Consider the following 24,014-nt stretch of genomic DNA (forward strand, 5'->3'; position numbering starts at 1 on the left):
TCAGCTAATATACGGTGAAATGCTGATTTCTGAATCATAATGAATGGAGGAGCGATACACATGGATTGTGTTGGGTTGATTCAAATGACATCAGGCCCTCGCCCTGACTTGAACTTTGATTATCTTGCTCAAGAAGTAGCAAAGTGCAAAGAGTTGGGGGCTAAGTGGGTTGTGTGCCCTGAAAACGCGTTAGTCTTTGGCAGTAAAGCCGACTATCACCAGTATGCTGAGCCTCTAAATGATGGCCCACTGCAAAAGAAAGTCTCTGAGCTAGCAAAGCTTTACCGAATTTGGATTGTTATTGGCAGTATGCCGATAAGCACAGCTAAAGGCGTGACTACCACAACCTTGGTGATTGATGATTTTGGTTGTCTAGTGGCCCATTACGATAAGTTACACATGTTTGATGTGGATGTTGCTGATGCACATAAGTGCTATCGAGAATCGGATATTTTCACGCCCGGTGACCGAGTGGTAACAACGGAAACGCCTTTTGGTCGCTTAGGTTTGAGTATTTGTTATGATGTGCGCTTTCCGCACTTGTATTCAGAGTTACGCAAGCAAGGTGCACAAATCATAGTGGTACCGGCAGCTTTTACCGCAGTAACAGGGCAAGCTCACTGGGAAGCATTATTAAGATGCCGCGCGATCGAAACGCAATCGTGGATTATCGCGGTAGGGCAAGGCGGAAATCACCCTTGCCAAAGAGAAACATGGGGACACTCAATGGTGGTTGATCCATGGGGGCGAGTGGTTGCACAGCTAGACCAAGATCCTAAAAGTATGGTGGTTGAGATAGACACATCCAGTTGCGAATCAATCAGGCAAAATATGCCAATCGCGCAGCATTCTCGATTTACCAATCAATTTTAATTACAAATAAGAGCCATTTATGAGCATCAATCAAATTGAAGAAGCGCTACTGAACCCAACAGGGCTGACGGAGCAAATTATCGCAGATACATTGGCGAGCATTGCTACCCGCCAAATTGATTATGCTGATATCTACTTTCAGTCAAGCTGGCATGAATCTTTAGTGCTAGAAGACAGCATTATTAAAGACGGCTCTTTCAATATCGATTGTGGTCTTGGTGTACGAGCGGTATCTGGTGAAAAAACCGGTTTTGCTTACTCTGACCAAATCCAATTGGATGGCCTTAAACAGAGTGCAATCGCGGCTCGCGGTATCGCTAAGCAAGGGCAAAACGGTAAGGTACAAGCTTTCAAACGTAACTCTAACCAAGCTTACTATGATGCAGTTAACCCGCTAGCAAGCTGGGAAAAGCAGCAAAAGACAGAATTACTTAAAGCGCTTGATGCTTACATTCGCACTAAAGAACCGATGGTAACTGAAGTATCGGTGAGCCTAAGTGGTGTACATGAACAGATGCTCGTTGCGGCAACTGATGGTACTTTCGCTGGTGATATTCGCCCGTTGGTTCGTCTATCAATTAGCGTACTTGCACAGAAAGGCGATCGTCGTGAACGTGGCAGTGCCGGTGGCGGTGGTCGTTTTGGTTACGATTTCTTCTTAAGTGATGCTAACGGTTCTCAAGTTGCTTACCAATTCGCTGATGAAGCCATTCGCCAAGCATTAGTTAACCTTGAAGCGGTTGCTGCGCCTGCTGGTGCAATGCCTGTGGTTCTTGGTTCTGGTTGGCCGGGTGTTCTACTGCATGAAGCGGTAGGCCACGGTTTAGAAGGTGATTTCAACCGTAAAGAGTCTTCAGTATTTTCTGGCAAAATCGGCGAGCAAGTTACATCAAGCCTATGTACGATTGTTGATGACGGCACATTAACAGATCTACGCGGTTCATTGAACGTTGATGATGAGGGTGTTAATGGTCAGTACAATACGCTAATCGAAAACGGCATCCTAAAAGGTTACATGCAAGATAAGCTAAACGCTCGTCTAATGGGTGTAGCGCCGACAGGTAATGGTCGTCGTGAGTCTTACGCGCATCTTCCAATGCCACGTATGACTAATACATACATGCTGCCAGGCGAACACACACCGGAAGAGATCATTGCAACGGTTGAGAAAGGCATCTACGCACCGAACTTCGGTGGCGGTCAGGTTGATATCACATCAGGTAAGTTTGTGTTCTCAGCTTCTGAAGCGTACATGATTGAAAACGGTAAGATCACTCACCCAGTGAAGGGCGCGACGCTGATCGGTTCTGGTATCGAAGCAATGCAGCAGGTGTCTATGGTCGGTAATGACCTAAGCATTGACCGTGGTGTTGGTGTTTGTGGTAAGGCTGGTCAAAGTGTACCAGTGGGTGTTGGTCAACCAACATTGAAACTAGACTCGCTAACGGTTGGTGGTACTGAGTAATTCAGGTCAGCAGCACGAGTTAATTTCAAAATCTCTCGTCATAAAATAGATTGAAAGCGCCTCTATTGTGAGGCGCTTTTTGTTTATAGGTTACTGGTTCTGTGAGCGCGCAGAGTCTACATGTTCTCTTCCGCGAACTCAGCCAGTCGGCTACGCACCACACCATTGAGGTGGATGTTGGCACTGCCTTCGAAGTTTTTAAAACGCTCAACCATGTAGGTGAGCCCCGAGGTCACAGGAGTTAGGTAGGAAGAATCTATCTGCGCTAGGTTTCCTGAGCAGACGATCTTGGTCCCTTCACCACAACGGGTGATGATGGTTTTGATTTGTGAAGCGGTCAGGTTCTGACACTCATCCAAAAGCACAAATGCATTCTGAATTGAACGGCCACGCATAAAGTTAATCGATTTGAACTGGATGTTGGCTTTATCACAGATGTACTTCATCGAGCCTTCTGTGCAGTGATCGTTCTTGTGCAGCGCTTCCAGTGTATCAGTCACTGCAGCTAACCAAGGCAACATCTTCTCTTCCTCTGTACCCGGAAGAAACCCTATCGACTCACCTATATCAGGTGTGTTTCGGGTTACGATGATCTTATCGAACTGTTTACGTTCAATAGTTTGTTCAAGTGCAGCTGCCATGGCTAACAGTGTCTTACCACTCCCCGCAGTGCCAGTGAGAATCACCAGATCAATATCAGGGTCGAGCAGGGCATCGATCGCCATACCTTGGTATACGTTTTTGGGTGTGATGTCCCATGCTCTGCGATTCATTAGTCTTTCGCGACTGAGGTCTCTTAGTGTAATGCTTTCAGTTTCAATCTCTTCGACTCGAGCGGCAAAGTCACTTTCTTCGTCAATCACATACTGGTTGAGAAAGGTTGGCTCGAACGGCGCTCTTGCTAAGGTGTGCAGCGTCTTTCCGCCTAAACTTCTGCTCTCGACATTATCGATACCATCCCAAAATGAGCCTTCCAGTTGTTGGAAGCCTTTGGTGAGGTATTGGATATCATCAATCAATTGGTCGGTTTGATAGTCTTCAACAAAACGGACACCGGCGCCTTTGGCTCGTAAACGCATGTTGATGTCTTTGGTGATAAGAACCACTTCGCGTGGCGCGCGTTTATTTTGAAGATAGAGGACTGCGTTGAGGATTCGGTTATCGCCAGCTTTGTCATCGGCGAAGGCTTTGATACTTTCTTGAAGTTCGTAGTCAGCGAGTATTGAAATACTGCCAGATGCGTTTATGTCTTTAGAAAAAGGGATGCCTTCCGATATTTGGTCTGGTGTGGCTTCCCTGAATAAGTCTTCGAGCGTTCGAATCGCAATTCTCGCATCTCGAGCAACATCTCTTTTACTGTCTTTGATTCTGTCGAGTTCTTCTAGCACTGTCATTGGGATAACGACATCGTGCTCTTGGAAAGAAAATATAGCGAAGGGTTCGTGAAGTAGGATATTGGTGTCTAAAACAAATAGCTTCCGGTTGGTCTCGCCCATAGCATCTCCTTGCCGACGTGCGGCTTGCCTTGCATTCATTGAACGTAGATTAAGCTCATATAAAGGTTAGTATCTGATTCTAGTGATAGTCAACAACTCACCTAAACTTCATTTGAGAGCTGAATTCTGCTCTCCATAGAATAACCATGATTTTTTGACAGTTTGATTGCACTTATGAAAACAGAAAAAAAGTATGAAATCGTCTCCTTTAGGCGTGACCTAAATCACAGCATCGAGTAAGATTAGCGACCTTTTTCTGCACCATTTTCTCAAGATATTTATTATTAAGAGCGCACTTAAAAAGTGGCTGCAAACTAGGCATTTTTGGCTATATTTTTAGTTCAAGAGCAATAACGTTCTTGTTTGAAATTGCAGTTAGAAAGACCAAATTCCAACTATAAGATTGAGGTAGTCGATTCATGACATTTGCTTTGGGGCAACGCTGGATAAGCGATACGGAGAGCGATTTAGGTTTAGGTACCGTTGTAGCAATGGATGCTCGCACAGTAACAATAATGTTTGCTGCGTCAGAAGAAAACCGCGTCTATGCACGCACAGATGCTCCCGTAACCCGAGTGGCGTTCAATGTAGGCGATGTCATCGAATGCCAAGAAGGTTGGTCTTTATCTGTTGAAGAAGTTATCGAAGATAAAGGGCTACTGACTTATTTGGGTACTCGTGAAGATACTCAAGAGACAGAGGTGACTCTGCGTGAAATCTTTTTAAGTAACCAGATCCGCTTTAACAAGCCACAAGATAAGCTGTACGCAGGTCAAATCGACCGTATGGATAACTTTGTGTTGCGCTACCGTGCTTTAAGCAACCAATACCAACAACATAAGAGCCCAATGCGCGGCTTGTGTGGTATGCGTGCAGGTCTTATCCCTCATCAGCTTTACATTGCTCATGAAGTGGGTCGTCGTCACGCTCCGCGCGTTTTACTGGCTGATGAAGTTGGCCTAGGTAAAACCATAGAAGCGGGCATGATCATCCACCAACAGGTGTTGTCTGGCCGTGCTGAACGTATTCTGATTGTGGTTCCTGAAACTCTACAACACCAGTGGTTAGTAGAGATGATGCGCCGTTTCAACCTGCACTTCTCGATCTTTGATGAAGAGCGTTGCATAGAATCTTTCGCAGAATCAGATAATCCATTCGATACACAGCAATACGTTCTGTGTTCTTTGGATTTCCTACGCAAGAGCCGTAAGCGCTACGAGCAAGCACTTGAAGGTGAATGGGATTTGTTGGTTGTCGATGAAGCGCACCACCTTGAGTGGAGCCAAGACAAACCGAGCCGCGAATACCAAGTGGTTGAAGGATTAGCTGAAAACACGTCTGGTGTATTGCTACTGACAGCGACCCCTGAACAGCTGGGTCGTGAGAGTCACTTTGCGCGTCTGCGTCTGCTTGATCCTGATCGCTTCTACGATTACGAAGCATTCGTTGAAGAAGAAGACCAATATGCGCCAGTTGCTGATGCAGTAACGGCATTGTTCTCTGGCGTGAAGCTTGAAAACAGCGCGAAGAACCAAATTACAGAACTTCTGTCTGAGCAAGATGTTGAGCCACTGTTCCGTGTTATCGAAGGTAACAGCAGTGAAGAAGAACAAGCACTCGCACGCCAAGAGTTGATTGATAATCTTATGGATCGCCATGGTACCGGCCGTGTTCTATTCAGAAACACACGTGCAGCTATCAAAGGCTTCCCTAAGCGTAACGTAAACCTATTGCCGATGGACATTCCAACGCAGTACACCACCTCTATACGTGTATCAGGTATGATTGGTGGCAAGATGGCACCAGAAGCTCGCGCGATGAAAATGTTATACCCAGAAGAGATCTTCCAAGAGTTTGAAGGTGAAGATTCAAGCTGGTGGCAGTTTGATTCGCGTGTTAATTGGTTGCTTGAAAAAATTCAAGACAAGCGCAGCGAAAAGATCTTAGTGATCGCATCGCGTGCAAGTACCGCGCTTCAATTAGAGCAAGCACTGCGTGAGCGTGAAGGTGTGCGTGCAACCGTATTCCACGAGGGCATGTCGATTCTAGAGCGTGATAAAGCGGCGGCTTACTTTGCTCAAGAAGAGGGCGGAGCTCAGGTTCTTATCTGTAGTGAAATTGGCTCTGAAGGTCGTAATTTCCAGTTCGCTAACCAGTTGGTGATGTTCGATCTTCCATTCAACCCAGATTTGCTCGAGCAACGTATTGGTCGTTTGGACCGTATCGGACAGCTTCGTGATATCGACATTCATGTCCCTTACCTAAAAGGCACGTCACAAGCGATTCTAGCGCGTTGGTTCGATGAAGGATTGAATGCGTTCGCAGAGACTTGTCCTACTGGTCGTACAGTTTACGATAAGTATTCTGATGTACTGATCGAAATGTTGGCTTCTGGTAACACCGAGCAGCTTGATGAAGTGATTGAAGAGTCAGCGAAGCTCAATCAAAGCCTGAAATCGGATCTAGAAAAAGGCCGAGATCGACTATTAGAAATGCATTCAAATGGTGGCGATAAAGCCCATGAGATTGCTGAAAAGATCGCGTGTACTGATGGTGATACTAACCTAGTTTCTTTTGCACTGAGCCTGTTTGATACCATTGGTCTGAACCAAGATGACAAGGGTGAAAATGCGTTAGTCGTGACACCTTCTGAACATATGATGGTGCCAAGCTACCCAGGCTTACCTTATGAAGGTGCAACGATTACGTTTGACCGTGAAACCGCGCTTTCTCGTGAAGACATGAATTTTATTAGCTGGGAACACCCAATGATTCAGGGCGGTATTGATCTGCTATTGAGTGAAGGTGTGGGTGCGTCTGCGGTATCTCTACTGAAGAACAAAGCGCTGCCAGTGGGTACGATTCTACTTGAGTTGGTTTACCTTGTTGATGCACAAGCGCCAAAGCGCAGCGGTATCAGCCAGTTTCTGCCTAAGACGCCGATTCGCTTGATGATGGATGGTCGTGGTAACGATTTATCTGCTCAGGTTGAATTCGATAGCTTTAACCGTCAACTAAGCCCGGTAAACCGTCATTTAGCTAGCAAGCTAGTGAACTCGGTACAAGGTGAGATTCACAAGCTAATCGAAGCAGGTGAGACGCATGTACTGCCGAAGGTTGAAGAAGTTCGTCAACAAGCTCAGAAAGATATGCAAACTAACTTGAACGGTGAGTTAGAACGTCTACAAGCGCTTAAAGCGGTTAATCCTAACATTCGTGATGAAGAGTTAGAGGTTATCGAAGCTCAAATCAATGAACTGACGGGTTACATCAGCAAAGCTCAAGTTCAGCTGGATTCGTTACGCTTGATTGTGGTTTCTCACAACTAGTTTTGAATTAGCTAAATGCTTTAACGAAATAAGGCCTTCATTACGAAGGCCTTATTTGTATCTGTAGTTTGGTTAAGAGCTTGGAGAGCAGATTACATCAACCATTTCCACCAAACGAACAGAGCTAAGAAGCCAAATAGGTAAATAAGGCCTGCCACAGACAACCATTTTAGCTTAGTGCCAATCGCCAGTGCTTCAGGAAGCTTAGTTTTGCTTACTAAGATGAAGTTAAGCAATGCGAAGAATGGCGTAGTCGCAAAGGCAAGCACCATCGCAAAATCAAGCATTGGCATCAGTGCTGCGCTGAAGAACATCACAATTGCGAGTGCCGCGAGAGAGACAATGATGATCCAGCCTTGCAGCATTTTTGGGCTCGATTCTTTTTTCAATAACAGGCGCTGTGATTCGGCAAGCACGCGTGAGTAACCATCGATAACGGTAATGGTACTGCCAAAGATACAGAAGAAGGCGATAAGAGCGATCAGTGGGCGAGACCATTCACCAATCGTGGAAGCGTAGATGCCGACCAATTGATGGGTGAAGCCAACACCAGAGCGAGACAGTTCAACGCCTGTTCCATGAAGTACTAGTGCACCTAAAGCAACGAATACCAAAGCAAGCAGTGCCGTACCAATGTAGCCTACGTTGAAATCGAACAGTGCAGATTGAGCGGTCACTTCTTGTTTCTCTTTTTGGCTTTTTAGCCACATAGAGGTGATGCTTGATATCTCGATAGGCGCGGGCATCCAACCCATAGTTACAACGATAAAGCCAATAGCTGCCAATGACCAAGGTGATGGTGGAACAAAAGCCGCATCAGGTTCAACTGGAGAGCCGATAGCAATGGCGACTGCAGCCAAGGTTGTGATAGTCAGGATCGCCATGATCGCTTTAGACAGTGTATCGAGCGCGCGATAATGGCCAGCGAATAGAATAATCAAGCACGTAGCTAAAACGATCATGCACAATGTGCTGGTGGCCAAATCAAAAGGAATAAAGTAACTAAGTAGGCTTGCACTGAATAGCAGTAAGGCTGCGGTATTTACCACTGCGGAAATGGCACTTAGTATCGAAAAGATAACAAGGTAAGGTCGACCGAGGTTAGAATATCCTTCCACCAAGCTTTGCCCAGTACCAAGGGTATATTGGATGCCGGCTCTAAAGAATGGGTATTTAAATACGTTAACTAAAAGAATCAGTGTGGCTAGTTGCCAACCATAAATAGCGCCAGCTTTCGTTGAAGCGACTAAGTGAGATCCACCGACCGCAGCAGCGGCCATCATGATTCCTGGGCCAAGAGATTTAATCAGGCTTGAAAGTGGTGCGGAGGTTGGTGTTGAGGTGGTTTTAGCCGTACTTTCCATCGTTTTTCCTTTGAGGCTTAGTTCTTATTTTCCGTTACCTTATCAATACCATGTTTCGTAATTTCGTCAACTTTTATGTACAAAAGTGTTTAAAATTGTATTTTTTAATAAACGATTCGACCATGAATTATTTATTAACCAGTAATTAAGAGGCTCTAATGGCGTTAGAACAGTACACGCCCCCACGTGAACCGTGGACTGATATTGTCTATCAAGATGATGATATTCTTGTGGTGAACAAGCCAGCAGGCCTACTTTCGGTGCCGGGGAGACTGCCAGAACACTACGACAGTATGTGGAGTCGGTTAGTTGTCGAATTTCCAGAGATTCAAGTCGTACATCGATTAGACATGTCGACATCGGGCTTGATGCTGCTCGCTAAACACAAACAAGCTGAGCGTCATTTGAAGAAGCAATTTCAATATCGACTGACACACAAACTTTATTACGCACGAGTGTGGGGTTCAATGGAAGACAAGGAAGGTTTGATTGATCTTCCTCTTATTTGCGACTGGCCGAATCGTCCTAGACAGAAAGTGTGTTTCGACGAGGGTAAACCATCTCAGACTCGCTATGTGGTTGAGCAACAAGAGGCTCAAACGACCTTATTGAAGCTACTGCCTATCACCGGCCGCTCTCATCAGTTGCGTGTGCATTGTATGGAAATAGGGAATCCAATTGTGGGCGACGAGTTTTACGCAACGCCTGAAGCTTTTGAGTATAGCGATCGGCTAGCTTTACATGCGTGTGAACTGAGCTTCTATCATCCAGCGAACAACCAACTGTTCAAAGCCTTCGTGCTTTGTGATTTTTACCCTCAAGCATCGCCACAAATCGAGCAGCACTTTGAAATTGCGCCAGAGCTTCCAGACTACAGTAAGCTAAAAGCTTAGAATGGTGCCATCAATACCAATGCAAGGACGTACAATGCCGAAGTTGAAAGTGGTCTTTCTCGACAGAGCTACCATCCCATCTCAAATACATTTAAAACCCCTTAGCTTTGAACATCAATGGGTTGAGTATGACTTCACTTCGCCAGAACAAGTGTCTGAACGAATAGAAGGCGCTGATGTGGTTATTACCAACAAGGTCGTGCTTAACGAATCGAATTTGGCTCAAGCACAACAACTTAAGCTAATAGCTGTTTCAGCAACGGGTGTGAACAATGTCGATGTTGGCTACTGCAAGAGTAACAACATAGCGGTGACAAACGTGCAAGGCTACGCGACTCAATCGGTACCTGAACATGTTATCGCGATGCTATTTACGCTAAAGCGAAACCTCGTTGGTTATCATCAGGACATCAAGGCGGGCGAGTGGCAAAAGGACAAACAATTCTGTTTCTTTACTCATCCGATTCAAGATGTTGCAGGCAGTACATTGGGCTTAATAGGGAGTGGTAGCTTAGGGCAAGCGACCGCGATATTAGCAAAAGCGATTGGTATGAACGTCATCTTTACTGAGCGTAAAGGGGCAGATTCTTGTCGAGAAGGGTATCTACCTTTTGATACGGTGTTACAGCAAGCGGATGCGATTAGCTTACATTGTCCATTAACTGAAGCGACTCGAAATCTGATTTCAGAGCGAGAGCTAACCATTATGAAATCAAGTGCGGTATTAATTAATGCTGGCCGTGGTGGACTTGTCGATGAGCAGGCCTTAGTTGAAGCTTTGAAAAGTAATGAGATTGCAGGTGCGGGCATGGATGTGTTTACACAAGAACCTGCAGACAATTCGAATCCACTATTGGCTAACAGCCACTTACCTAATTTACTGCTGACACCACATGTGGCGTGGGGCAGCGACAGTTCAATTCAAAAGCTGTCTGATATCTTAATCGATAATATTGATGGGTTTGTTGCAGGTAATCCGCAGAACTTAGTGAGTTGATTGAAGAATTGAATGGTGCAAGCACAAAATAAAAAAGGTTGGCTTTTAGGCCAACCTTTTTAGATCGTTGTGTCGATTAAGTGATTTAGCCTTGCGGCTTAACTACCAGTACATTGATTGGTGAGTTCTGTACTACTTTGCTTGCAACAGAACCAAGTACAACCTTGTCGATTTTTGAACGCTTATGACTAGGCATCACGATAAGGTCTGCCCCTAGTTTCTCTGCGCAATCAAGAATCGTTGTGTAGGTCTTGCCTTCGGCAACGTGAACTTTATAGATCACATCATCGTCGATATGCTTATCAGCAAATTCTTTCAGCTGATTTTTAACATCAAGCTTCATTTGGTTTGCTGCATCTTTCGGGAAGTAAGACGCTACCATCGACATGTGGATGCCCGGTAATACGTTCAGAATGTGGATCTCAGCATTACTGTGTTTCGCGTGCCATACCGCTAGCTCGACCGCTTTATCAGAAAAGCCTTTGTCGTTCAGATCAACGGGAACAAGGATTTGTCTATACATGTATTCGTCTCTTTTTGAGCAGCGCCGAGTACATACCAAGCGCTGTAATTATCTTTTCCATGTAGTAAAAAAGCCAAATAGAGTAGAGCGCTATTTGGCTCTATCCATTACGCGCTAATCTCATCCTTACGAGCACGCCTTCTTTGGTTCATCGCTAAACCAATCAAAATTAATAGGGCAGGTAAGAATACCCACTCTTTCATTGGTCGTTCTGCATCTTGGATAACGGATTTAATTTCCCAATCAAAGTCAATGCCAGCAGCTTCAGCAGGGCTACCAAACTCAACCATATCAACAATCATCTTATCGTCAGCTTGGGTCAGCATTAGGCCCATTGAAGCAATGCGGTCTTCACTTGTTGTCGCAGAATCTTCAAACGGAAGGCGAACTGTTTTCTCAGAATAGTTACCTTCTAAGTTTTCGCCACCGACTCTCAATTCAAGTGATTGTCCCACAGATAGATTTTCTGTGATTTGAGCGATCTCAACTCCAGGTGAAAGAACTTTCTCTGGATAAATCATGTCCCACCAGAAGCCAGGGCGGAAGAAAGAGAAGGTCAGAACGATAAGCAGTATAGTTTCCCACCACTTGTTCTTAGTGAACCACCAACCTTGTGTCGCTGCTGCAAAGATAAGTACCGCAGTAACTGAAGAGAAAATCGTCAGTGCTAAGTGCCACCAAGAATCAATGCCCATCAACAGTAGTTGGGTGTTGAAGATGAACATGAACGGCAATATCGCGGTCCGGATATCGTAGGTAAAACCTTGAATACCGGTACGAATCGGGTCTGATTTAGCAATCGCAGCGGCCGCAAATGCAGCCAAACCTACCGGAGGTGTATCGTCCGCAAGAATACCGAAGTAGAACACGAATAAGTGAACCGCAATCAGTGGAATGATCAAGCCGTGCGCTGCACCTAAGGTAACAATTACTGGTGCCATCAATGTTGATACAACGATGTAGTTCGCCGTTGTTGGCAAGCCCATACCTAAGATCAAGCTGATTACCGCAGTGAATAACAACATTAGAATGATGCTACCGCCTGAGATGAACTCAACAAAATCGGTCATTACAAGGCCGATACCTGTCAGCGTTACCACGCCTACAACCGTACCTGCTGCAGCTGTCGCTACACCGATACCGATCATGTTACGTGCGCCTGAAACTAAGCTCTCTGCTAGATCAACGAAGCCTGCTTTTGTTTGTTCTGCGAGATCGTCTGATTTGTTCATCAGAGTCATTAAAGGACGCTGCGTGATCAAAATGAAGATCATGAACACGGTCGCCCAGAATGCCGATAGACCTGGAGAGAAACGTTCAACCGTTAAACACCAAACTAGAACTACGATAGGCAGTAGGAAGTGAAGGCCAGACTTAATCGTTGGGCCTGGATCAGGTACTTCTGTTAGGTTCTCGTCGATTTCCATTCCACCTTCAGCTGCGTATTTAGCAGAAACACGAACCAGAGCGACATAAGAGACTAATAGAGCAACAGTCACAATTGGTGTGGCTGCAGCGCCAAAGACATCTTTTGTCCAGCCGACACCGTAGTAAACCGCAGCACTGATGACGCATAGGCCTAAGATAGTACCAGTGAAAGAGAGTAGGCTTTGCACGATAGTTGGTGTGTGACGACGAGGTAAGCCCGTCATACCTGCTTTACATGCCTCTAAGTGAACAATGTAAATCAGGGCGATGTAAGAGATCAGAGCGGGCAGTAGTGCTGCTTTGATTACTTCTACGTAAGAGATGCCCACGTACTCAACCATCAAGAATGCTGCTGCACCCATGATTGGTGGTGTTAATTGACCATTGGTTGAAGCTGCGACTTCTACTGCACCCGCTTTTGTTCCCGGGAAACCAACACGCTTCATTAGCGGGATAGTAAAGGTACCTGTGGTTACTACGTTAGCAATCGAAGAACCTGATACCAGACCAGATAACCCCGATGCTACAACGGCTGCTTTCGCTGGGCCGCCTTTCATGTGGCCAAGTAGTGAGAATGCTACCTTGATAAAGTAAGCACCCGCGCCAGCACGCTCTAGCATTGCACCAAACAGTACAAACAAGAATACGAATGACGTTGATACGCCAAGAGCAACACCGAACACACCTTCTGTTGTTAACCACAGATGCGACATTGCCTTGTTCAGGCTTGCACCTTTATGGGCGATAACGTCTGGCATGTGAGGGCCGCCAAAGGTGTAAAGTAGGAAGACTGCTGCCACAACCATAAGAGGTGGACCTAAAGCGCGTCGTGTTGCTTCAAGCAGTAGAACCATACCGAATACCGCAGCAACAATATCAAACGTTGTTGGAGCGCCTGAGCGTTCAGCGAGTTGAGTATAGAAAATATAGATATAAGAAGCTGAAAAGCTACCTACAAGCGCCAATATCCAGTCGACGGCGGGGATGCGATCCCTAGGCGAATTCTTCATGGCTGGATAAGCGGTAAAGGCTAGGAAAATAGCAAACGTAAGGTGAATTGCTCGAGCTTCAGTGTCGTTTAAAATTGCGAAGTTAAAAATGAATGGCAGCGGAGATGCATACCAAAGTTGGAACAGTGACCAACATAGAGGCACAAACCATAAAATACGGCCTTGGATACCACGAGGGCTACGCGCACCAGTATCTGATTGTGCCACCATTTCTTGCACATCTGGAGACGGTGATGTTGTCTGCGTCATGTACTTTATCCTTATTATTGATGGTCTGCCTTTTGTTACGAACAACTAAACGTGATTTCTTTCCTATCTAGTGTAGTGAATGGATAGAGAAATGCGCTCTTTGTTCGTCTTTGTCTTAGGCTTGATACGAAGGTAAGTCCTCCAAATTGGAGAAACTTAAAGGGTTGTTCTTTTCACTTAAATTATTTTTATAAAACGTGAAAAGCCAATAAGGAGGACTAGCCTCCTTATTGGTTTAGTAGGCTTAAAGTAGAGTTACTTTAGAAGACCTACTTCTTTGTAGTATTTTGCGGCACCTGGGTGAAGAGGGATAGAGATACCCGCTTTAACCATGTCTTCTTTTTTCAGGTTAGCAAATGCTGGGTGCAGACGTTTGAATGTTGCGAAGTTTTCAAATACTGCTTTAGCAACGTTGTATGCTACTTCATCTGAAACGTCTGAAGTTGTTACCATAGTTGCAGCAACACCAAAGCTATTTACGTCAGCATCTGTACCGCGGTACATACCAGCAGGTACTGTGCTGTATGCGTAGTATGGGTTTTCAGCTACGATCTTGTCGATCTGTGGACCTGTTGCAGAAACCAGTTTTGCATCACAAGACGTTGTCGCTTCTTTAATTGATCCGTTCGGGTGACCAACCATGTAGATGAATGCATCAATCTTGTTATCACAAAGTGCTTGTGAACGCTCAGAACCTTTCAGTTCAGAAGCAAGCTTGAAGCTATCGTTAGTCCAGCCCATAGAGTCCATTACAACACCCATCGTTGCACGGTCGCCAGAACCCGGGTTACCAATGTTGACACGCTTACCAGCTAGGTCTGAAACATTGTTAATACCTGCATCGGTGCGAGCGATGATGTTGAACGGTTCTGTATGTAGAGAGAACATAGCACGAAGTTTCTTGTATTCGCCTTGGTCTTTGAACTTACTTGTACCGTTGTAGCCGTGGTATTGCCAGTCCGATTGAACAACACCGAAATCTAGTTCACCAGCACGGATGGTATTAACGTTGTAGATTGAACCGCCAGTAGACTCGACAGAACAACGAATGTTGTGGTCTTTACGGCCTTTGTTCACTAGCTTACAAATTGCACCACCAGTCGGGTAATAAACACCCGTTACTGAACCAGTACCAATTGTGATGAACTCTTGAGCGTTAACTGCGCCAGCGCCCATTACAGCAGCTGCAATAGCCCCAACTTTAATCAGTTTGGTAAATGCCATGAATTTCCCTTCCTTTATTCATTATTAACCCTGAAACAAGTGTAGTCGTTTCTGGAGTTTCCTATTTGGAAACGGCACCTTTTTCAATCCATGTGATGAAAAAGTGGCTGAATAATATCAAAAATTGGCAGAAAATTACTCAAATGTTAAAAGATATAGCGAAAAAATCTAACAAATGACGGTTGGATCTCGTGTTTGATTTGCTATTGAGTTTTTTAAAATCAATGAGTTAGTGATTTTTGGGAGAGGCGGGATAGATATCTTAGGATGTGATTTGGATCACGAACTAAATAGGTGTTTGTGATCCAATAGTAATGGCTGATAGTTATGAAACTGTGAGCAATTATCCTGCGTATTCAAACAGTTCGCATACAGAATCGAACAGTTGCTTAGTGGTAACTGATAAGGTTGGAGTAATGAAGATAGTATCATCTCCAGCAACTACCCCCAGTATGCCTTCTGACTTACCTAATGAATCTAATAAGCGAGCAATAAGCTGCGCGGCACCAGGGCCAGTGTGTATCACAACCAATGCATTGTTGTGATCAATATCTAACACTAACTCTCTTAAAGAGCTCGAAACCGTCGGAACACCAAGTTCAGCAGGAAGACAATAAACCATCTCCATTTTTGCATTGCGTGTTCGCACGGCGCCAAACTTAGTTAACATACGCGAAACTTTAGATTGGTTGATACTTTCAAAGCCTTCATGCTTCAGGGCATCGACAATCTCGCCTTGCGAACCAAAACGTTCTTCTTTTAGTAGTGATTTAAAAGCTCGAACTAAGTTGTCTTGTTTTTCTGTATTGCGCATATGTCATTCTTATTCATTAACAAAGATGTTTGCATATTCTCGCATACATATTCAGTTCTCGCCAAAATATCACGGTAATTTGTTAGTCATATCACTGTAAAAATTTAATAGGATAATGTGTTATTTAAGACGAGTTGTTTTGTCATTTCAAATGATTATCGCCATAATGCGAACTTGCTGTGTAGCACGGTTTTATTGACTTGCGCGAAGTCGCAAAGCTAGCGTTAATTGATTGTAATCACTTTGTGATTAATATAGTTTTTTAACTTAAATTTAGCTCAAGAATTACCCTACAAAGAATCTATAAGAGAAAGCTCTCAAGGAGAATAACAATGAAAGTAGCTGTTATTGGTGCCGCTGGTGGCATCGGTCAAGCCCTAGCCCTACTACTAAAGAACCGCCTGCCTGCTGGTTCAGATCTTGCACTTTACGACATCGCTCCGGTAACCCCGGGGGTTGCTGCCGATCTTAGCCATATCCCAACGCCTGTTTCGATCAAAGGTTACGCGGGTGAAGATCCAACTCCAGCACTTGAAGGTGCGGATGTTGTGCTTATTTCTGCGGGTGTTGCTCGTAAACCTGGTATGGATCGTGCGGATCTTTTCAATGTGAACGCTGGCATTGTTAAGTCTCTAGCTGAAAAAATTGCCGTTACTTGTCCTACTGCTTGTGTTGGTATCATTACTAACCCAGTAAATACAACAGTGCCAATCGCTGCTGAAGTACTTAAGAAAGCGGGCGTTTACGACAAGCGTCGTTTATTCGGTATTACTACTCTTGATGTCATTCGTTCTGAAACGTTCGTTGCTGAGCTGAAAGATAAAGATCCAGGCGACATTCGTGTTCCTGTTATCGGTGGTCACTCAGGTGTAACGATCCTTCCTCTGCTTTCTCAAGTTGAAGGTGTTGAGTTTACTGACGAAGAAATCGCAGCGCTAACAACTCGCATCCAAAACGCGGGTACTGAAGTAGTAGAAGCTAAAGCGGGTGGCGGTAGTGCGACCCTATCTATGGGTCAAGCGGCTTGTCGCTTCGGTCTTGCTCTAGTGAAAGCACTTCAAGGCGAAGAGAACGTGATTGAGTGTGCCTACGTTGAAGGTGAAGGCGAGCACGCACCATTCTTCGCACAACCAGTTAAACTTGGCAAAGAAGGCGCTGAAGCGATTCTTAGCTACGGTGAACTGAGCGACTTCGAACGCAATGCACTAGACAGCATGCTAGAAACGCTAAATGGCGATATTGAGATTGGTGTTGAATTCGCTAAATAAGCGATAGATAACTGAACTCTGCTAAAACGACAGTTAACGAAAGCCGATCATTGCGATCGGCTTTTTTGATCCTTGTATTCAATCCACTCGTAATCTTTTTCTAACCACGAAGAATTAGGGTATTGAACGATGACTAGAGTACAAAAAGGGATGAATGTTAACTATCTAGGTCGCTTGGGCAAGATATTGGTTATCGATGAGCAAGAGCAGTTCGCGTTGTTTGAGTCTTATAATAGTCATAAGCAATATGCAGTTCCGTTGGTAGAACTTGAAGAGATCGAAGCGCAACTACCTCTATCGTTAGAATCGAGTCGTTATTGAGACCCAGAGTATTATCTAGCAGGATCAAAAAAAGAGCCAACAGGCTCTTTTTTATTATATAGCTGTCTATTTACTACTTAGCTTCTATTTACTTGCTACGTTTTACTGCAAGGTGAGCTAGCGTAGTTAAAGCCTGCTTGTATTCTGACTCAGGAAGAATAGAAAGCTCAGCAATAGCTTTATCAGCTTCTTCATAGGCTTTATTGGTCGTGTACTCTAACGAGCCGGTCTCTTTCATGACAGACATGATGTCGTCGAGACGTTCCATACCATTGGCTTTTTCAATCGCTTCACGAATCATGCTTGCTTGGTCTGGCGAGCCATTATGCATAGCGTAAAGTAATGGTAACGTCGGTTTGCCTTCTGCTAAGTCATCACCAACATTTTTACCCATCTCTTTACCATCAGCGGTGTAGTCCATCACATCATCAATAAGCTGGAATGCTGTTCCTAGGTACTTACCGTAGTTTTGCATCGCAGTTTCGATCTCAGGTGAAGACTCTGTAAGAATTGCGCCGATTTGGGTTGCGGCTTCAAACAAACGAGCGGTCTTTGAATAGATCACCTGCATGTAGCTTTCTTCTGTGGTGTCTGGGTTGTTACAGTTCATCAATTGTTGAACTTCACCCTCGGCAATCACATTTACTGATTCGCTCATTAGCTCAAGGATCCTTAAAGATCCAAGCGTCGTCATCATCTGGAATGAGCGGGTGTAAATAAAATCACCAACCAAAACGCTAGCTGCATTACCAAAAGCAGCATTGGCTGTCGCTTTGCCGCGTCTCATGTCCGACTCATCGACGACATCATCATGGAGAAGGGTCGCTGTGTGAATAAACTCGATAAAAGCGGCTGAGGTGATGTGAGCTTCACCTTGGTAACCAAGTGCACGAGCTGATAAAAGAGCAAGCAAAGGGCGTAGGCGTTTGCCACCACCGCTAACGATATAAAAACCAAGCTGGTTGATTAAACTTACGTCAGAATTAAGTTGGGCTTGAATTGTTTCATTCACTTTTGCCATATCATTGGCAGTAAGCGTTTGGATAGCTTTAAAATCCATTGTTCATCCGGCTGAAGTTAGACCCTGTAAGGCTTATACGTTGTATTTAATTGTTGAATAATACACTAAAAAACGTTGATTAATACATCACTTAAAGGCATCATTGCCGCACTTTTCTTTGGCGAACATGTTTTCGCCAATATTTTAAAAATATGGCTTGTCATAGCGGCATGATTCCCGTAGAATCTGCGCCCTATTGATTAGTTTAGCGCACACCCGAGTTGTAGAATTAACAACCATAGGCTGTGCGGAAAAAGCGGAGTAAAATATGTACGCTGTTTTCCAATCTGGTGGCAAACAACACCGAGTAAGCGAAGGTCAAACACTTCGTTTAGAGAAATTAGACGTTGAAACTGGTGCAACTGTAGAATTTGATAAAGTTCTTCTTGTTGCTAACGGCGAAGAAATCGCTGTTGGTGCACCTCTTGTTGAAGGTGGCAAGGTTACTGCAGAAGTAGTACAACACGGTCGTGGCGATAAAGTAAAAATCGTTAAGTTCCGTCGTCGTAAGCACTCGCGTAAGCAAGCTGGTCACCGTCAGTGGTTCACAGAAGTGAAAATCACTGGCATTAACGCTTAAGTATTAGGAGAGTTTAACAATGGCACATAAAAAAGCTGGCGGTTCTACTAATAACGGCCGCGATTCAGAAAGCAAACGTCTTGGTGTTAAGCGTTTTGGTGGTGAATCTGTTCTTGCAGGTAACATCATCGTTCGTCAACGTGGTACTAAGTTCCACGCTGGCACAAACGTTGGCATCGGTAAAGACCATACTCTTTTCGCTCTTACTGAAGGTAAAGTGAAATTTGCAGTAAAAGGTCCTAAAAACCGTAAGTTTGTAAGCATCGAAGCTGAGTAATTTAATCTTTTATTAGATTATTTATACTAGCTTTCAAGCTGAATTCAAAAGCCCTGCCGATTCGGCAGGGTTTTTTATTTATAGCGAGAATAAAAAAGTAGACGCTCTGGCTTTAGTTTGAGAAGCAATTTGGTGTTTGATAAGCAGTTTAGTTTTGAGAAGCCGTTTGTTTTTTAAGAAACAGAAAGCAAAGAACCTCTCCTTATTTGTTCCTTGGTTGCAGATCGATCTAGATCTTAGGTGATCGATCTAAACACGGATCTGCTAGAATTTATATCACTCCTTGATGAGTGGTAACGCAACGTAAGTGCGGAGTTAAAAAATGAAATTCGTTGATGAAGCATCAGTAAAAATAGAAGCCGGTGATGGCGGTAATGGTACAGTAAGCTTTTGGCGCGAAAAATTCGTCGCTAAAGGTGGTCCTGACGGCGGTGATGGCGGTGATGGCGGTGATGTTTACATCCAAGCGGATGAGAACTTAAACACACTGATCGATTACCGTTTCCAACGTTTTTACAATGCAGAGCGTGGCGAAAATGGCCGCGGTGGTAACTGTACGGGTAAACGTGGTAAAGATATGACCATGAAAGTACCTGTAGGTACTCGTGCTGTTGATATCCACACTAATGAAATCGTTGCTGAAGTTGCTGAACATGGCAAAAAAGTAATGGTTGGTAAAGGTGGTTGGCACGGTCTTGGTAACACGCGTTTTAAGTCGTCGGTTAACCGTGCTCCTCGTCAAAAGACAATGGGTACTAAAGGTGAAGTTCGCGAACTGCGTTTAGAGCTTCTTCTATTAGCGGATGTTGGTATGCTTGGCTTGCCAAACGCTGGTAAATCTACGTTTATTCGCTCAGTATCTGCTGCGAAACCAAAAGTGGCTGATTACCCGTTTACGACGCTAATCCCTAGCTTAGGTGTGGTAAGTGTTGTTCCTGAGAAGAGCTTCGTTGTTGCCGATATCCCTGGCTTGATCGAAGGCGCAGCTGATGGCGCTGGTCTTGGTATTCGTTTCTTGAAGCACCTTGAGCGTTGTCGCGTTCTTCTGCATATGATCGATATTTTGCCGATCGATGGTTCTGATCCTATTCAGAATGCACTGACGATCATCGATGAGCTTGAGCAATACAGTGAGAAAGTTGCACAGAAACCTCGTTGGTTAGTGTTCAATAAAGTTGACCTAATGCCTGAAGAAGAAGCTGACGAAAAGATTCAAGAAATCGTCGAAGCTTTGGGTTGGGAAGGCGAGTACTTCAAGATCTCTGCTGTAAACAAGATCGGTACCAAAGATCTTTGCTTTAAACTGGGTGAGTTCATGGAGAACCTACCTCGTGAAGTTGAAGCAATTGAAGAAGAAGAAAAAGTTAACTTTATGTGGGATGACTACCATAAAGATGCGATGGCCGGTAAGAATGTCGTTACTGAAGATGACGACGACTGGGATGATTGGGATGACGAAGAAGATGACGGTCATGTTATCTATGTTCGTGATTAATAATCCTCGTAGTTTCTTATAAGCACTTTGGTCGCTTTTTCTAAGATACGCTGATAGTTTTATTAAACCGCAATGAAAATTGCGGTTTTTTTGTATCTAAATCATGACGTCTTGCTGTTTTTTATGCAAAATTTATCTTTAGATAATTAACGCCTATGGGAAGGAAATCATGGCATCAAAACAAAGAGCGATCTCAAGGTTAGTCGCTCAATCAGGACAAATGTTATTAGCTCATGGCGCCGAGAGCACATTGGTCGGTGACATAATGCGCCGTATCGGTATTGCTTGTGGGGTGAATGAGGTTGAAGTTGCACTGTCAGCCAATGCATTGGTTGTGACAACAGTAATGGATGATCATTGCATAACGACGACTCGAAGTTGCGCTGATCGTGGCATTAATATGCAGGTGATAACCGAGATTCAACGTGTGTGTATCATGATGGAGAAAGGGATTCTTGATTATGATTTAGCTTATAAGAAGATCCAAGGGATCAGTCCCGAACGCTACAACCGTTGGTTAGTTGTCGTAATGATAGGGCTATCGTGTGCTTCTTTTAGCCGTCTTGCTGGCGGAGATTGGCATGTCTTTATGATGACGTTTATAGCTTCGGCTTGCGGTATGATCGTGAGACAAGAGATTGGTCATCGCCATTTCAATCCGTTATTAAATTTCGCTATTACCGCTTTTGTCACCACCACCATTTCAGCTCAGGCAGTGCTCTACAATATTGGTGGTCAACCCACTATCGTGATGGCTTCGTCAGTATTGATGCTAGTGCCCGGTTTTCCTTTGATTAACTCCGTAGCAGATATGCTTAAAGGCCACATTAATATGGGTCTCGCACGCTTCACCATGGCTAGTTTATTAACGTTGGCTACAAGCTTAGGTATTGTCGCAGCGATGAGCCTATCTGACGTATGGGGCTGGGTGAACTAATGACTATTTTTGAACTTTTTGTTGGGTTACTCAACGACATGTTTTTTGCTGCGATTCCTGCGGTTGGTTTTGCATTGGTGTTTAACGTCCCGCAACGAGCGTTGATCTATTGTGCTCTCGGAGGATCCATTGGCCACGGTAGCCGTTACTTAATGATGCATTTCGGCATTCCCATTGAATGGGCGACGTTCTTTGCTGCTACATTGGTCGGCATGATAGGGGTGCATTGGTCGCATAAATTGTTAGCACACCCGAAAGTATTTACGGTTGCAGCCTTGATTCCGATGGTCCCTGGCGTGTTTGCCTTTAAGGCGATGATTGCCATGGTTGAGATTAACCGAGCAGGATACAACCCAGAACTATTGGCATTGTTGATGGAGAACTTTTTGAAATCGATGTTCATTATCGCAGGGCTTGCGGTTGGCTTAGCAGTGCCTGGGCTGTTATTCTACCGTCGTAGACCTATCGTCTAGCTTCAACTTCATTTTCAAGTAAGGACAGGACTTTCGATTTATGATCATCAGCATGATAGCGGCAATGGCGAACAACCGTGTAATTGGTAAAGACAATCAGATGCCTTGGCATTTACCTGCAGATTTCGCATGGTTTAAACGTTCAACTATGGGTAAACCTGTCGTGATGGGACGTAAGACTTACGATTCAATTGGACGTCCTTTACCGGGGAGGCTGAACGTTGTAATCAGCCGCGACGAGAGTTTAGAAATCGGAGGCGTCACGACGGTAACTTCGATTGAAAAAGCACTAGAGCTGGTTAGTGATGTTGATGAAGTGATGATCATCGGTGGCGGTTCAATCTATGAAAGCTGCTTACCAAAAGCGAACAAGTTATACCTGACTTATATCGATTTTGATGTGGATGGTGATACTCAATTCCCAGACTGGGGAGAAGGTTGGAAGCAGAGCTTTAATGATACTTATCAGGCGGATGAGAAAAACAAGCACAATATGGAGTTTGTGGTTCTCGAGCGTTAACGGTGGTTATTAAGCGTTAGGCTCTGAAAATGCTTGCGTTACTGTGCCCAGCTAGCGCAAGCTTCTCGTATCTCGTATCTCGTATCTCGTATCTCGTATCTCGTATCTCGTATCTCGTGTTTCTATAGCGCTTTTTGAGTGAAAAACTGTTTGTCTTCCCAGCGAAGTATCGTCAAGTCTCCCCCCCACACACACCCAGTATCAAGTCCAATTACATCTTTTCCGTTATAGCCTTCAAGCGCAGCCCAGTGTCCAAAAACAACGGTTTTATCGAGCTTTATGCGTTGCGGAAGGTCAAACCATGGCACTAGTGGTTCATCGGTAATTTCATTCGGTGGTAGCTTACATGCCATGTCGAGTCGGCCATCTTCAAAACAGAAGCGCATTCTTGTCAGGCTATTGATCGCATAGCGATAACGTTCGATGTCTTGCAACTCGTTGTTCCAGAGATCTGGCGTGTTGCTGTACATGTTCTCAATAAGCCACTGCCAACGGTCCGATTTCAGTAATGACGTTATCTCTCGATTCTCTGTACGTGCTTGTTCTAAGTCCCATTGAGGTGAGATGCCCGCATGTGTCATGACAAACTCAGGGTGTTCTTGCATCAAGGGTTGTTGTCTTAACCATTCCAGCAATTGGTCACGGTCTTCAGCATCAAGAATTGGTTGAGTCTTGTCTTTTGGTTTGGCTGAAAAGAGGCCTAAGGATACAGCAAGTAGATGTAAATCATGGTTACCCAATACCACCTTCGCTGAACTGCCAAGGTTACGAACAAAACGTAACGTCTCTAAGGATTTAGGGCCACGAGCAACTAAGTCTCCGGCGACCCATAAAGTATCTTGTTGTTTATCAAAGTTGATGGTTTCAAGCAGTAACTGAAGCTCGTCGAAGCATCCTTGAATGTCTCCGACAATATAATTCGACACAGTATTTTCCTGTAAGTGGTAGAGATGCGTACTAGTTAAGGATATTGGGGATAGCCAGTCTAAATGGGTCGACTTCTGTTATGAAATCAATGCCTTTATGATCGGTCATCACATAGTGACCTTGCATAACACCCACAGGGGTTTCGATGACCGTACCGCTGGTATATGTGTATTCGTCATTGGCTTCAATTACAGGCTGCTGTCCAACCACGCCATCACCTTCTATGGTGAGTTGTTTACCGTTAGAGTCGGTAATCAACCAGCGGCGAGACATAAGTTGTACCGTTGTTTTACTTAGATTTTTGATGGTAATGATGTAAGCGAAAACGTAGCGACTCTTAGATGGCTCTGATTGTTCTTCAATATATTTAGAATGAACTTGGCATTTGATACAAGGCGTAGATATATCCATATTCGCACCTTTTGTTGTTGGTATGCTTTAAGTATTACATAAAAAATAGGCTCCTCACCGAAGTGTAGGAGCCTTTTTCG

Annotated in this window: 22 protein-coding genes; 13 read left to right on the forward strand and 9 right to left on the reverse strand. The window is 44.5% G+C overall.

The genetic code is table 11. The features are described from left to right. Positions 1–60 precede the first annotated feature (60 nt). Together ACED59_RS14025 and tldD are read left to right on the forward strand one after the other, a co-directional pair. On the forward strand, positions 61–873 hold the full coding sequence (locus ACED59_RS14025) for a carbon-nitrogen hydrolase family protein (protein WP_017098898.1): 813 nt from the start codon (positions 61–63) through the stop codon (positions 871–873). A 19-nt stretch (positions 874–892) separates the two neighbouring features. Then, a complete protein-coding gene (tldD, locus tag ACED59_RS14030) occupies positions 893–2,338 on the forward strand; it encodes a metalloprotease TldD (RefSeq protein WP_017098899.1) in 1,446 nt (481 codons plus the stop codon). Positions 2,339–2,454: 116 nt separating this feature from the next. Here tldD and ACED59_RS14035 read toward each other — a convergent pair whose 3' ends face one another. Then, on the reverse strand, positions 2,455–3,834 hold the full coding sequence (locus ACED59_RS14035; RefSeq protein WP_371705009.1) for a PhoH family protein: 1,380 nt from the start codon (positions 3,832–3,834) through the stop codon (positions 2,455–2,457). 419 nt (positions 3,835–4,253) lie between these two features. Between ACED59_RS14035 and rapA the strand changes: the two genes are divergently transcribed. Continuing rightward, a complete protein-coding gene (rapA, locus tag ACED59_RS14040; protein ID WP_017098900.1) occupies positions 4,254–7,163 on the forward strand; it encodes an RNA polymerase-associated protein RapA in 2,910 nt (969 codons plus the stop codon). A gap of 92 nt (positions 7,164–7,255) precedes the next feature. Here the strand turns inward: rapA and ACED59_RS14045 are convergent, their stop codons facing one another. Continuing rightward, positions 7,256–8,527: an NRAMP family divalent metal transporter gene (locus ACED59_RS14045; RefSeq protein ID WP_017098901.1), complete on the reverse strand. Its 1,272-nt coding sequence runs from the start codon at positions 8,525–8,527 to the stop codon at positions 7,256–7,258. A 158-nt stretch (positions 8,528–8,685) separates the two neighbouring features. Between ACED59_RS14045 and ACED59_RS14050 the strand changes: the two genes are divergently transcribed. Together ACED59_RS14050 and ACED59_RS14055 are read left to right on the forward strand one after the other, a co-directional pair. Then, positions 8,686–9,420: a pseudouridine synthase gene (locus tag ACED59_RS14050; protein WP_017098902.1), complete on the forward strand. Its 735-nt coding sequence runs from the start codon at positions 8,686–8,688 to the stop codon at positions 9,418–9,420. A 34-nt stretch (positions 9,421–9,454) separates the two neighbouring features. Next, positions 9,455–10,417, forward strand: coding sequence for a D-2-hydroxyacid dehydrogenase (locus ACED59_RS14055; RefSeq protein WP_017098903.1), 963 nt, complete (start codon positions 9,455–9,457; stop codon positions 10,415–10,417). 85 nt (positions 10,418–10,502) lie between these two features. On the opposite strand, the gene ACED59_RS14060 is transcribed toward ACED59_RS14055, so the two are convergent. The 4 genes from ACED59_RS14060 to argR all read right to left on the reverse strand — a co-directional run bounded on the left by ACED59_RS14060 (position 10,503) and on the right by argR (position 15,665). Further along, positions 10,503–10,940 (reverse strand): universal stress protein, encoded by a 438-nt coding sequence (locus ACED59_RS14060; protein ID WP_029222921.1) that lies wholly within the window; start codon positions 10,938–10,940, stop codon positions 10,503–10,505. Between the two features lie 107 nt (positions 10,941–11,047). Beyond that, complete coding sequence (locus ACED59_RS14065; RefSeq protein WP_009847836.1) at positions 11,048–13,627, reverse strand: TRAP transporter permease; 2,580 nt, start codon at positions 13,625–13,627, stop codon at positions 11,048–11,050. 255 nt (positions 13,628–13,882) lie between these two features. Beyond that, complete coding sequence (locus ACED59_RS14070; protein ID WP_009847835.1) at positions 13,883–14,851, reverse strand: TAXI family TRAP transporter solute-binding subunit; 969 nt, start codon at positions 14,849–14,851, stop codon at positions 13,883–13,885. A 343-nt stretch (positions 14,852–15,194) separates the two neighbouring features. Next, entirely contained in the window at positions 15,195–15,665 is a 471-nt protein-coding gene (argR, locus tag ACED59_RS14075) for a transcriptional regulator ArgR (RefSeq protein WP_004735909.1), read from the reverse strand. A gap of 332 nt (positions 15,666–15,997) precedes the next feature. Here argR and mdh point away from each other — a divergent pair, with 332 nt between their 5' ends. Both mdh and ACED59_RS14085 read left to right on the forward strand, forming a co-directional pair. Then, positions 15,998–16,933 (forward strand): malate dehydrogenase, encoded by a 936-nt coding sequence (gene mdh / locus ACED59_RS14080; protein ID WP_009847834.1) that lies wholly within the window; start codon positions 15,998–16,000, stop codon positions 16,931–16,933. Positions 16,934–17,062: 129 nt separating this feature from the next. Further along, complete coding sequence (locus tag ACED59_RS14085) at positions 17,063–17,254, forward strand: hypothetical protein (RefSeq protein WP_017098904.1); 192 nt, start codon at positions 17,063–17,065, stop codon at positions 17,252–17,254. A gap of 88 nt (positions 17,255–17,342) precedes the next feature. Here ACED59_RS14085 and ispB read toward each other — a convergent pair whose 3' ends face one another. Beyond that, positions 17,343–18,314, reverse strand: a complete 972-nt coding sequence (ispB, locus tag ACED59_RS14090) for an octaprenyl diphosphate synthase (RefSeq protein WP_012603158.1) — start codon at positions 18,312–18,314, stop codon at positions 17,343–17,345. A gap of 268 nt (positions 18,315–18,582) precedes the next feature. On the opposite strand from ispB, the gene rplU reads away from it, so the two are divergent. From rplU to folA, 6 genes are all read left to right on the forward strand, one after another. Continuing rightward, on the forward strand, positions 18,583–18,894 hold the full coding sequence (rplU, locus tag ACED59_RS14095; protein WP_004740823.1) for a 50S ribosomal protein L21: 312 nt from the start codon (positions 18,583–18,585) through the stop codon (positions 18,892–18,894). Between the two features lie 19 nt (positions 18,895–18,913). Continuing rightward, a complete protein-coding gene (gene rpmA, locus ACED59_RS14100; RefSeq protein ID WP_004735905.1) occupies positions 18,914–19,171 on the forward strand; it encodes a 50S ribosomal protein L27 in 258 nt (85 codons plus the stop codon). A gap of 322 nt (positions 19,172–19,493) precedes the next feature. Beyond that, positions 19,494–20,666: an Obg family GTPase CgtA gene (cgtA, locus tag ACED59_RS14105; RefSeq protein WP_009847831.1), complete on the forward strand. Its 1,173-nt coding sequence runs from the start codon at positions 19,494–19,496 to the stop codon at positions 20,664–20,666. 169 nt (positions 20,667–20,835) lie between these two features. Beyond that, positions 20,836–21,603 carry a threonine/serine exporter ThrE family protein gene (locus ACED59_RS14110; RefSeq protein ID WP_004735903.1) on the forward strand — a complete coding sequence of 256 codons (768 nt, stop codon included), beginning with the start codon at positions 20,836–20,838 and terminating at the stop codon, positions 21,601–21,603. Then, entirely contained in the window at positions 21,603–22,076 is a 474-nt protein-coding gene (locus tag ACED59_RS14115; RefSeq protein WP_009847830.1) for a threonine/serine exporter family protein, read from the forward strand. The genes ACED59_RS14110 and ACED59_RS14115 overlap by 1 nt, the downstream gene beginning before the upstream one ends. Before the next feature lie 40 nt (positions 22,077–22,116). Further along, the gene (gene folA, locus ACED59_RS14120) at positions 22,117–22,596 is read left to right on the forward strand and encodes a type 3 dihydrofolate reductase (RefSeq protein WP_009847829.1); all 480 of its coding nucleotides are present in this window, start codon (positions 22,117–22,119) and stop codon (positions 22,594–22,596) included. A gap of 122 nt (positions 22,597–22,718) precedes the next feature. On the opposite strand, the gene ACED59_RS14125 is transcribed toward folA, so the two are convergent. Together ACED59_RS14125 and apaG are read right to left on the reverse strand one after the other, a co-directional pair. Further along, positions 22,719–23,522 carry a symmetrical bis(5'-nucleosyl)-tetraphosphatase gene (locus tag ACED59_RS14125; RefSeq protein WP_017098906.1) on the reverse strand — a complete coding sequence of 268 codons (804 nt, stop codon included), beginning with the start codon at positions 23,520–23,522 and terminating at the stop codon, positions 22,719–22,721. A gap of 31 nt (positions 23,523–23,553) precedes the next feature. Then, positions 23,554–23,934, reverse strand: a complete 381-nt coding sequence (gene apaG / locus ACED59_RS14130; protein ID WP_017098907.1) for a Co2+/Mg2+ efflux protein ApaG — start codon at positions 23,932–23,934, stop codon at positions 23,554–23,556. Between the last annotated feature and the right edge of the window lie 80 nt (positions 23,935–24,014).

The sequence above is a fragment of the Vibrio sp. FF266 genome, from assembly GCF_041439695.1.
In the GTDB taxonomy this organism is placed as follows: Bacteria; Pseudomonadota; Gammaproteobacteria; order Enterobacterales; family Vibrionaceae; genus Vibrio; species Vibrio tasmaniensis_A.

Excerpts from the sequence above, each read along its gene's own strand:
- rpmA (WP_004735905.1), top strand. The coding sequence starts at position 18,914 with ATGGCACATAAAAAAGCTGGCGGTTCTACTAATAACGGCCGCGATTCA.
- ACED59_RS14110 (WP_004735903.1), top strand. The coding sequence starts at position 20,836 with ATGGCATCAAAACAAAGAGCGATCTCAAGGTTAGTCGCTCAATCAGGA.
- ACED59_RS14060 (WP_029222921.1), bottom strand. The coding sequence starts at position 10,940 with ATGTATAGACAAATCCTTGTTCCCGTTGATCTGAACGACAAAGGCTTT.
- cgtA (WP_009847831.1), top strand. The coding sequence starts at position 19,494 with ATGAAATTCGTTGATGAAGCATCAGTAAAAATAGAAGCCGGTGATGGC.
- argR (WP_004735909.1), bottom strand. The coding sequence starts at position 15,665 with ATGCGCAATACAGAAAAACAAGACAACTTAGTTCGAGCTTTTAAATCA.
- ACED59_RS14055 (WP_017098903.1), top strand. The coding sequence starts at position 9,455 with ATGCCGAAGTTGAAAGTGGTCTTTCTCGACAGAGCTACCATCCCATCT.
- rplU (WP_004740823.1), top strand. The coding sequence starts at position 18,583 with ATGTACGCTGTTTTCCAATCTGGTGGCAAACAACACCGAGTAAGCGAA.
- ispB (WP_012603158.1), bottom strand. The coding sequence starts at position 18,314 with ATGGATTTTAAAGCTATCCAAACGCTTACTGCCAATGATATGGCAAAA.
- ACED59_RS14035 (WP_371705009.1), bottom strand. The coding sequence starts at position 3,834 with ATGGGCGAGACCAACCGGAAGCTATTTGTTTTAGACACCAATATCCTA.
- rapA (WP_017098900.1), top strand. The coding sequence starts at position 4,254 with ATGACATTTGCTTTGGGGCAACGCTGGATAAGCGATACGGAGAGCGAT.
- ACED59_RS14025 (WP_017098898.1), top strand. The coding sequence starts at position 61 with ATGGATTGTGTTGGGTTGATTCAAATGACATCAGGCCCTCGCCCTGAC.
- ACED59_RS14070 (WP_009847835.1), bottom strand. The coding sequence starts at position 14,851 with ATGGCATTTACCAAACTGATTAAAGTTGGGGCTATTGCAGCTGCTGTA.
- tldD (WP_017098899.1), top strand. The coding sequence starts at position 893 with ATGAGCATCAATCAAATTGAAGAAGCGCTACTGAACCCAACAGGGCTG.
- apaG (WP_017098907.1), bottom strand. The coding sequence starts at position 23,934 with ATGGATATATCTACGCCTTGTATCAAATGCCAAGTTCATTCTAAATAT.
- ACED59_RS14050 (WP_017098902.1), top strand. The coding sequence starts at position 8,686 with ATGGCGTTAGAACAGTACACGCCCCCACGTGAACCGTGGACTGATATT.
- ACED59_RS14065 (WP_009847836.1), bottom strand. The coding sequence starts at position 13,627 with ATGACGCAGACAACATCACCGTCTCCAGATGTGCAAGAAATGGTGGCA.
- ACED59_RS14115 (WP_009847830.1), top strand. The coding sequence starts at position 21,603 with ATGACTATTTTTGAACTTTTTGTTGGGTTACTCAACGACATGTTTTTT.
- folA (WP_009847829.1), top strand. The coding sequence starts at position 22,117 with ATGATCATCAGCATGATAGCGGCAATGGCGAACAACCGTGTAATTGGT.
- ACED59_RS14085 (WP_017098904.1), top strand. The coding sequence starts at position 17,063 with ATGACTAGAGTACAAAAAGGGATGAATGTTAACTATCTAGGTCGCTTG.
- ACED59_RS14045 (WP_017098901.1), bottom strand. The coding sequence starts at position 8,527 with ATGGAAAGTACGGCTAAAACCACCTCAACACCAACCTCCGCACCACTT.
- mdh (WP_009847834.1), top strand. The coding sequence starts at position 15,998 with ATGAAAGTAGCTGTTATTGGTGCCGCTGGTGGCATCGGTCAAGCCCTA.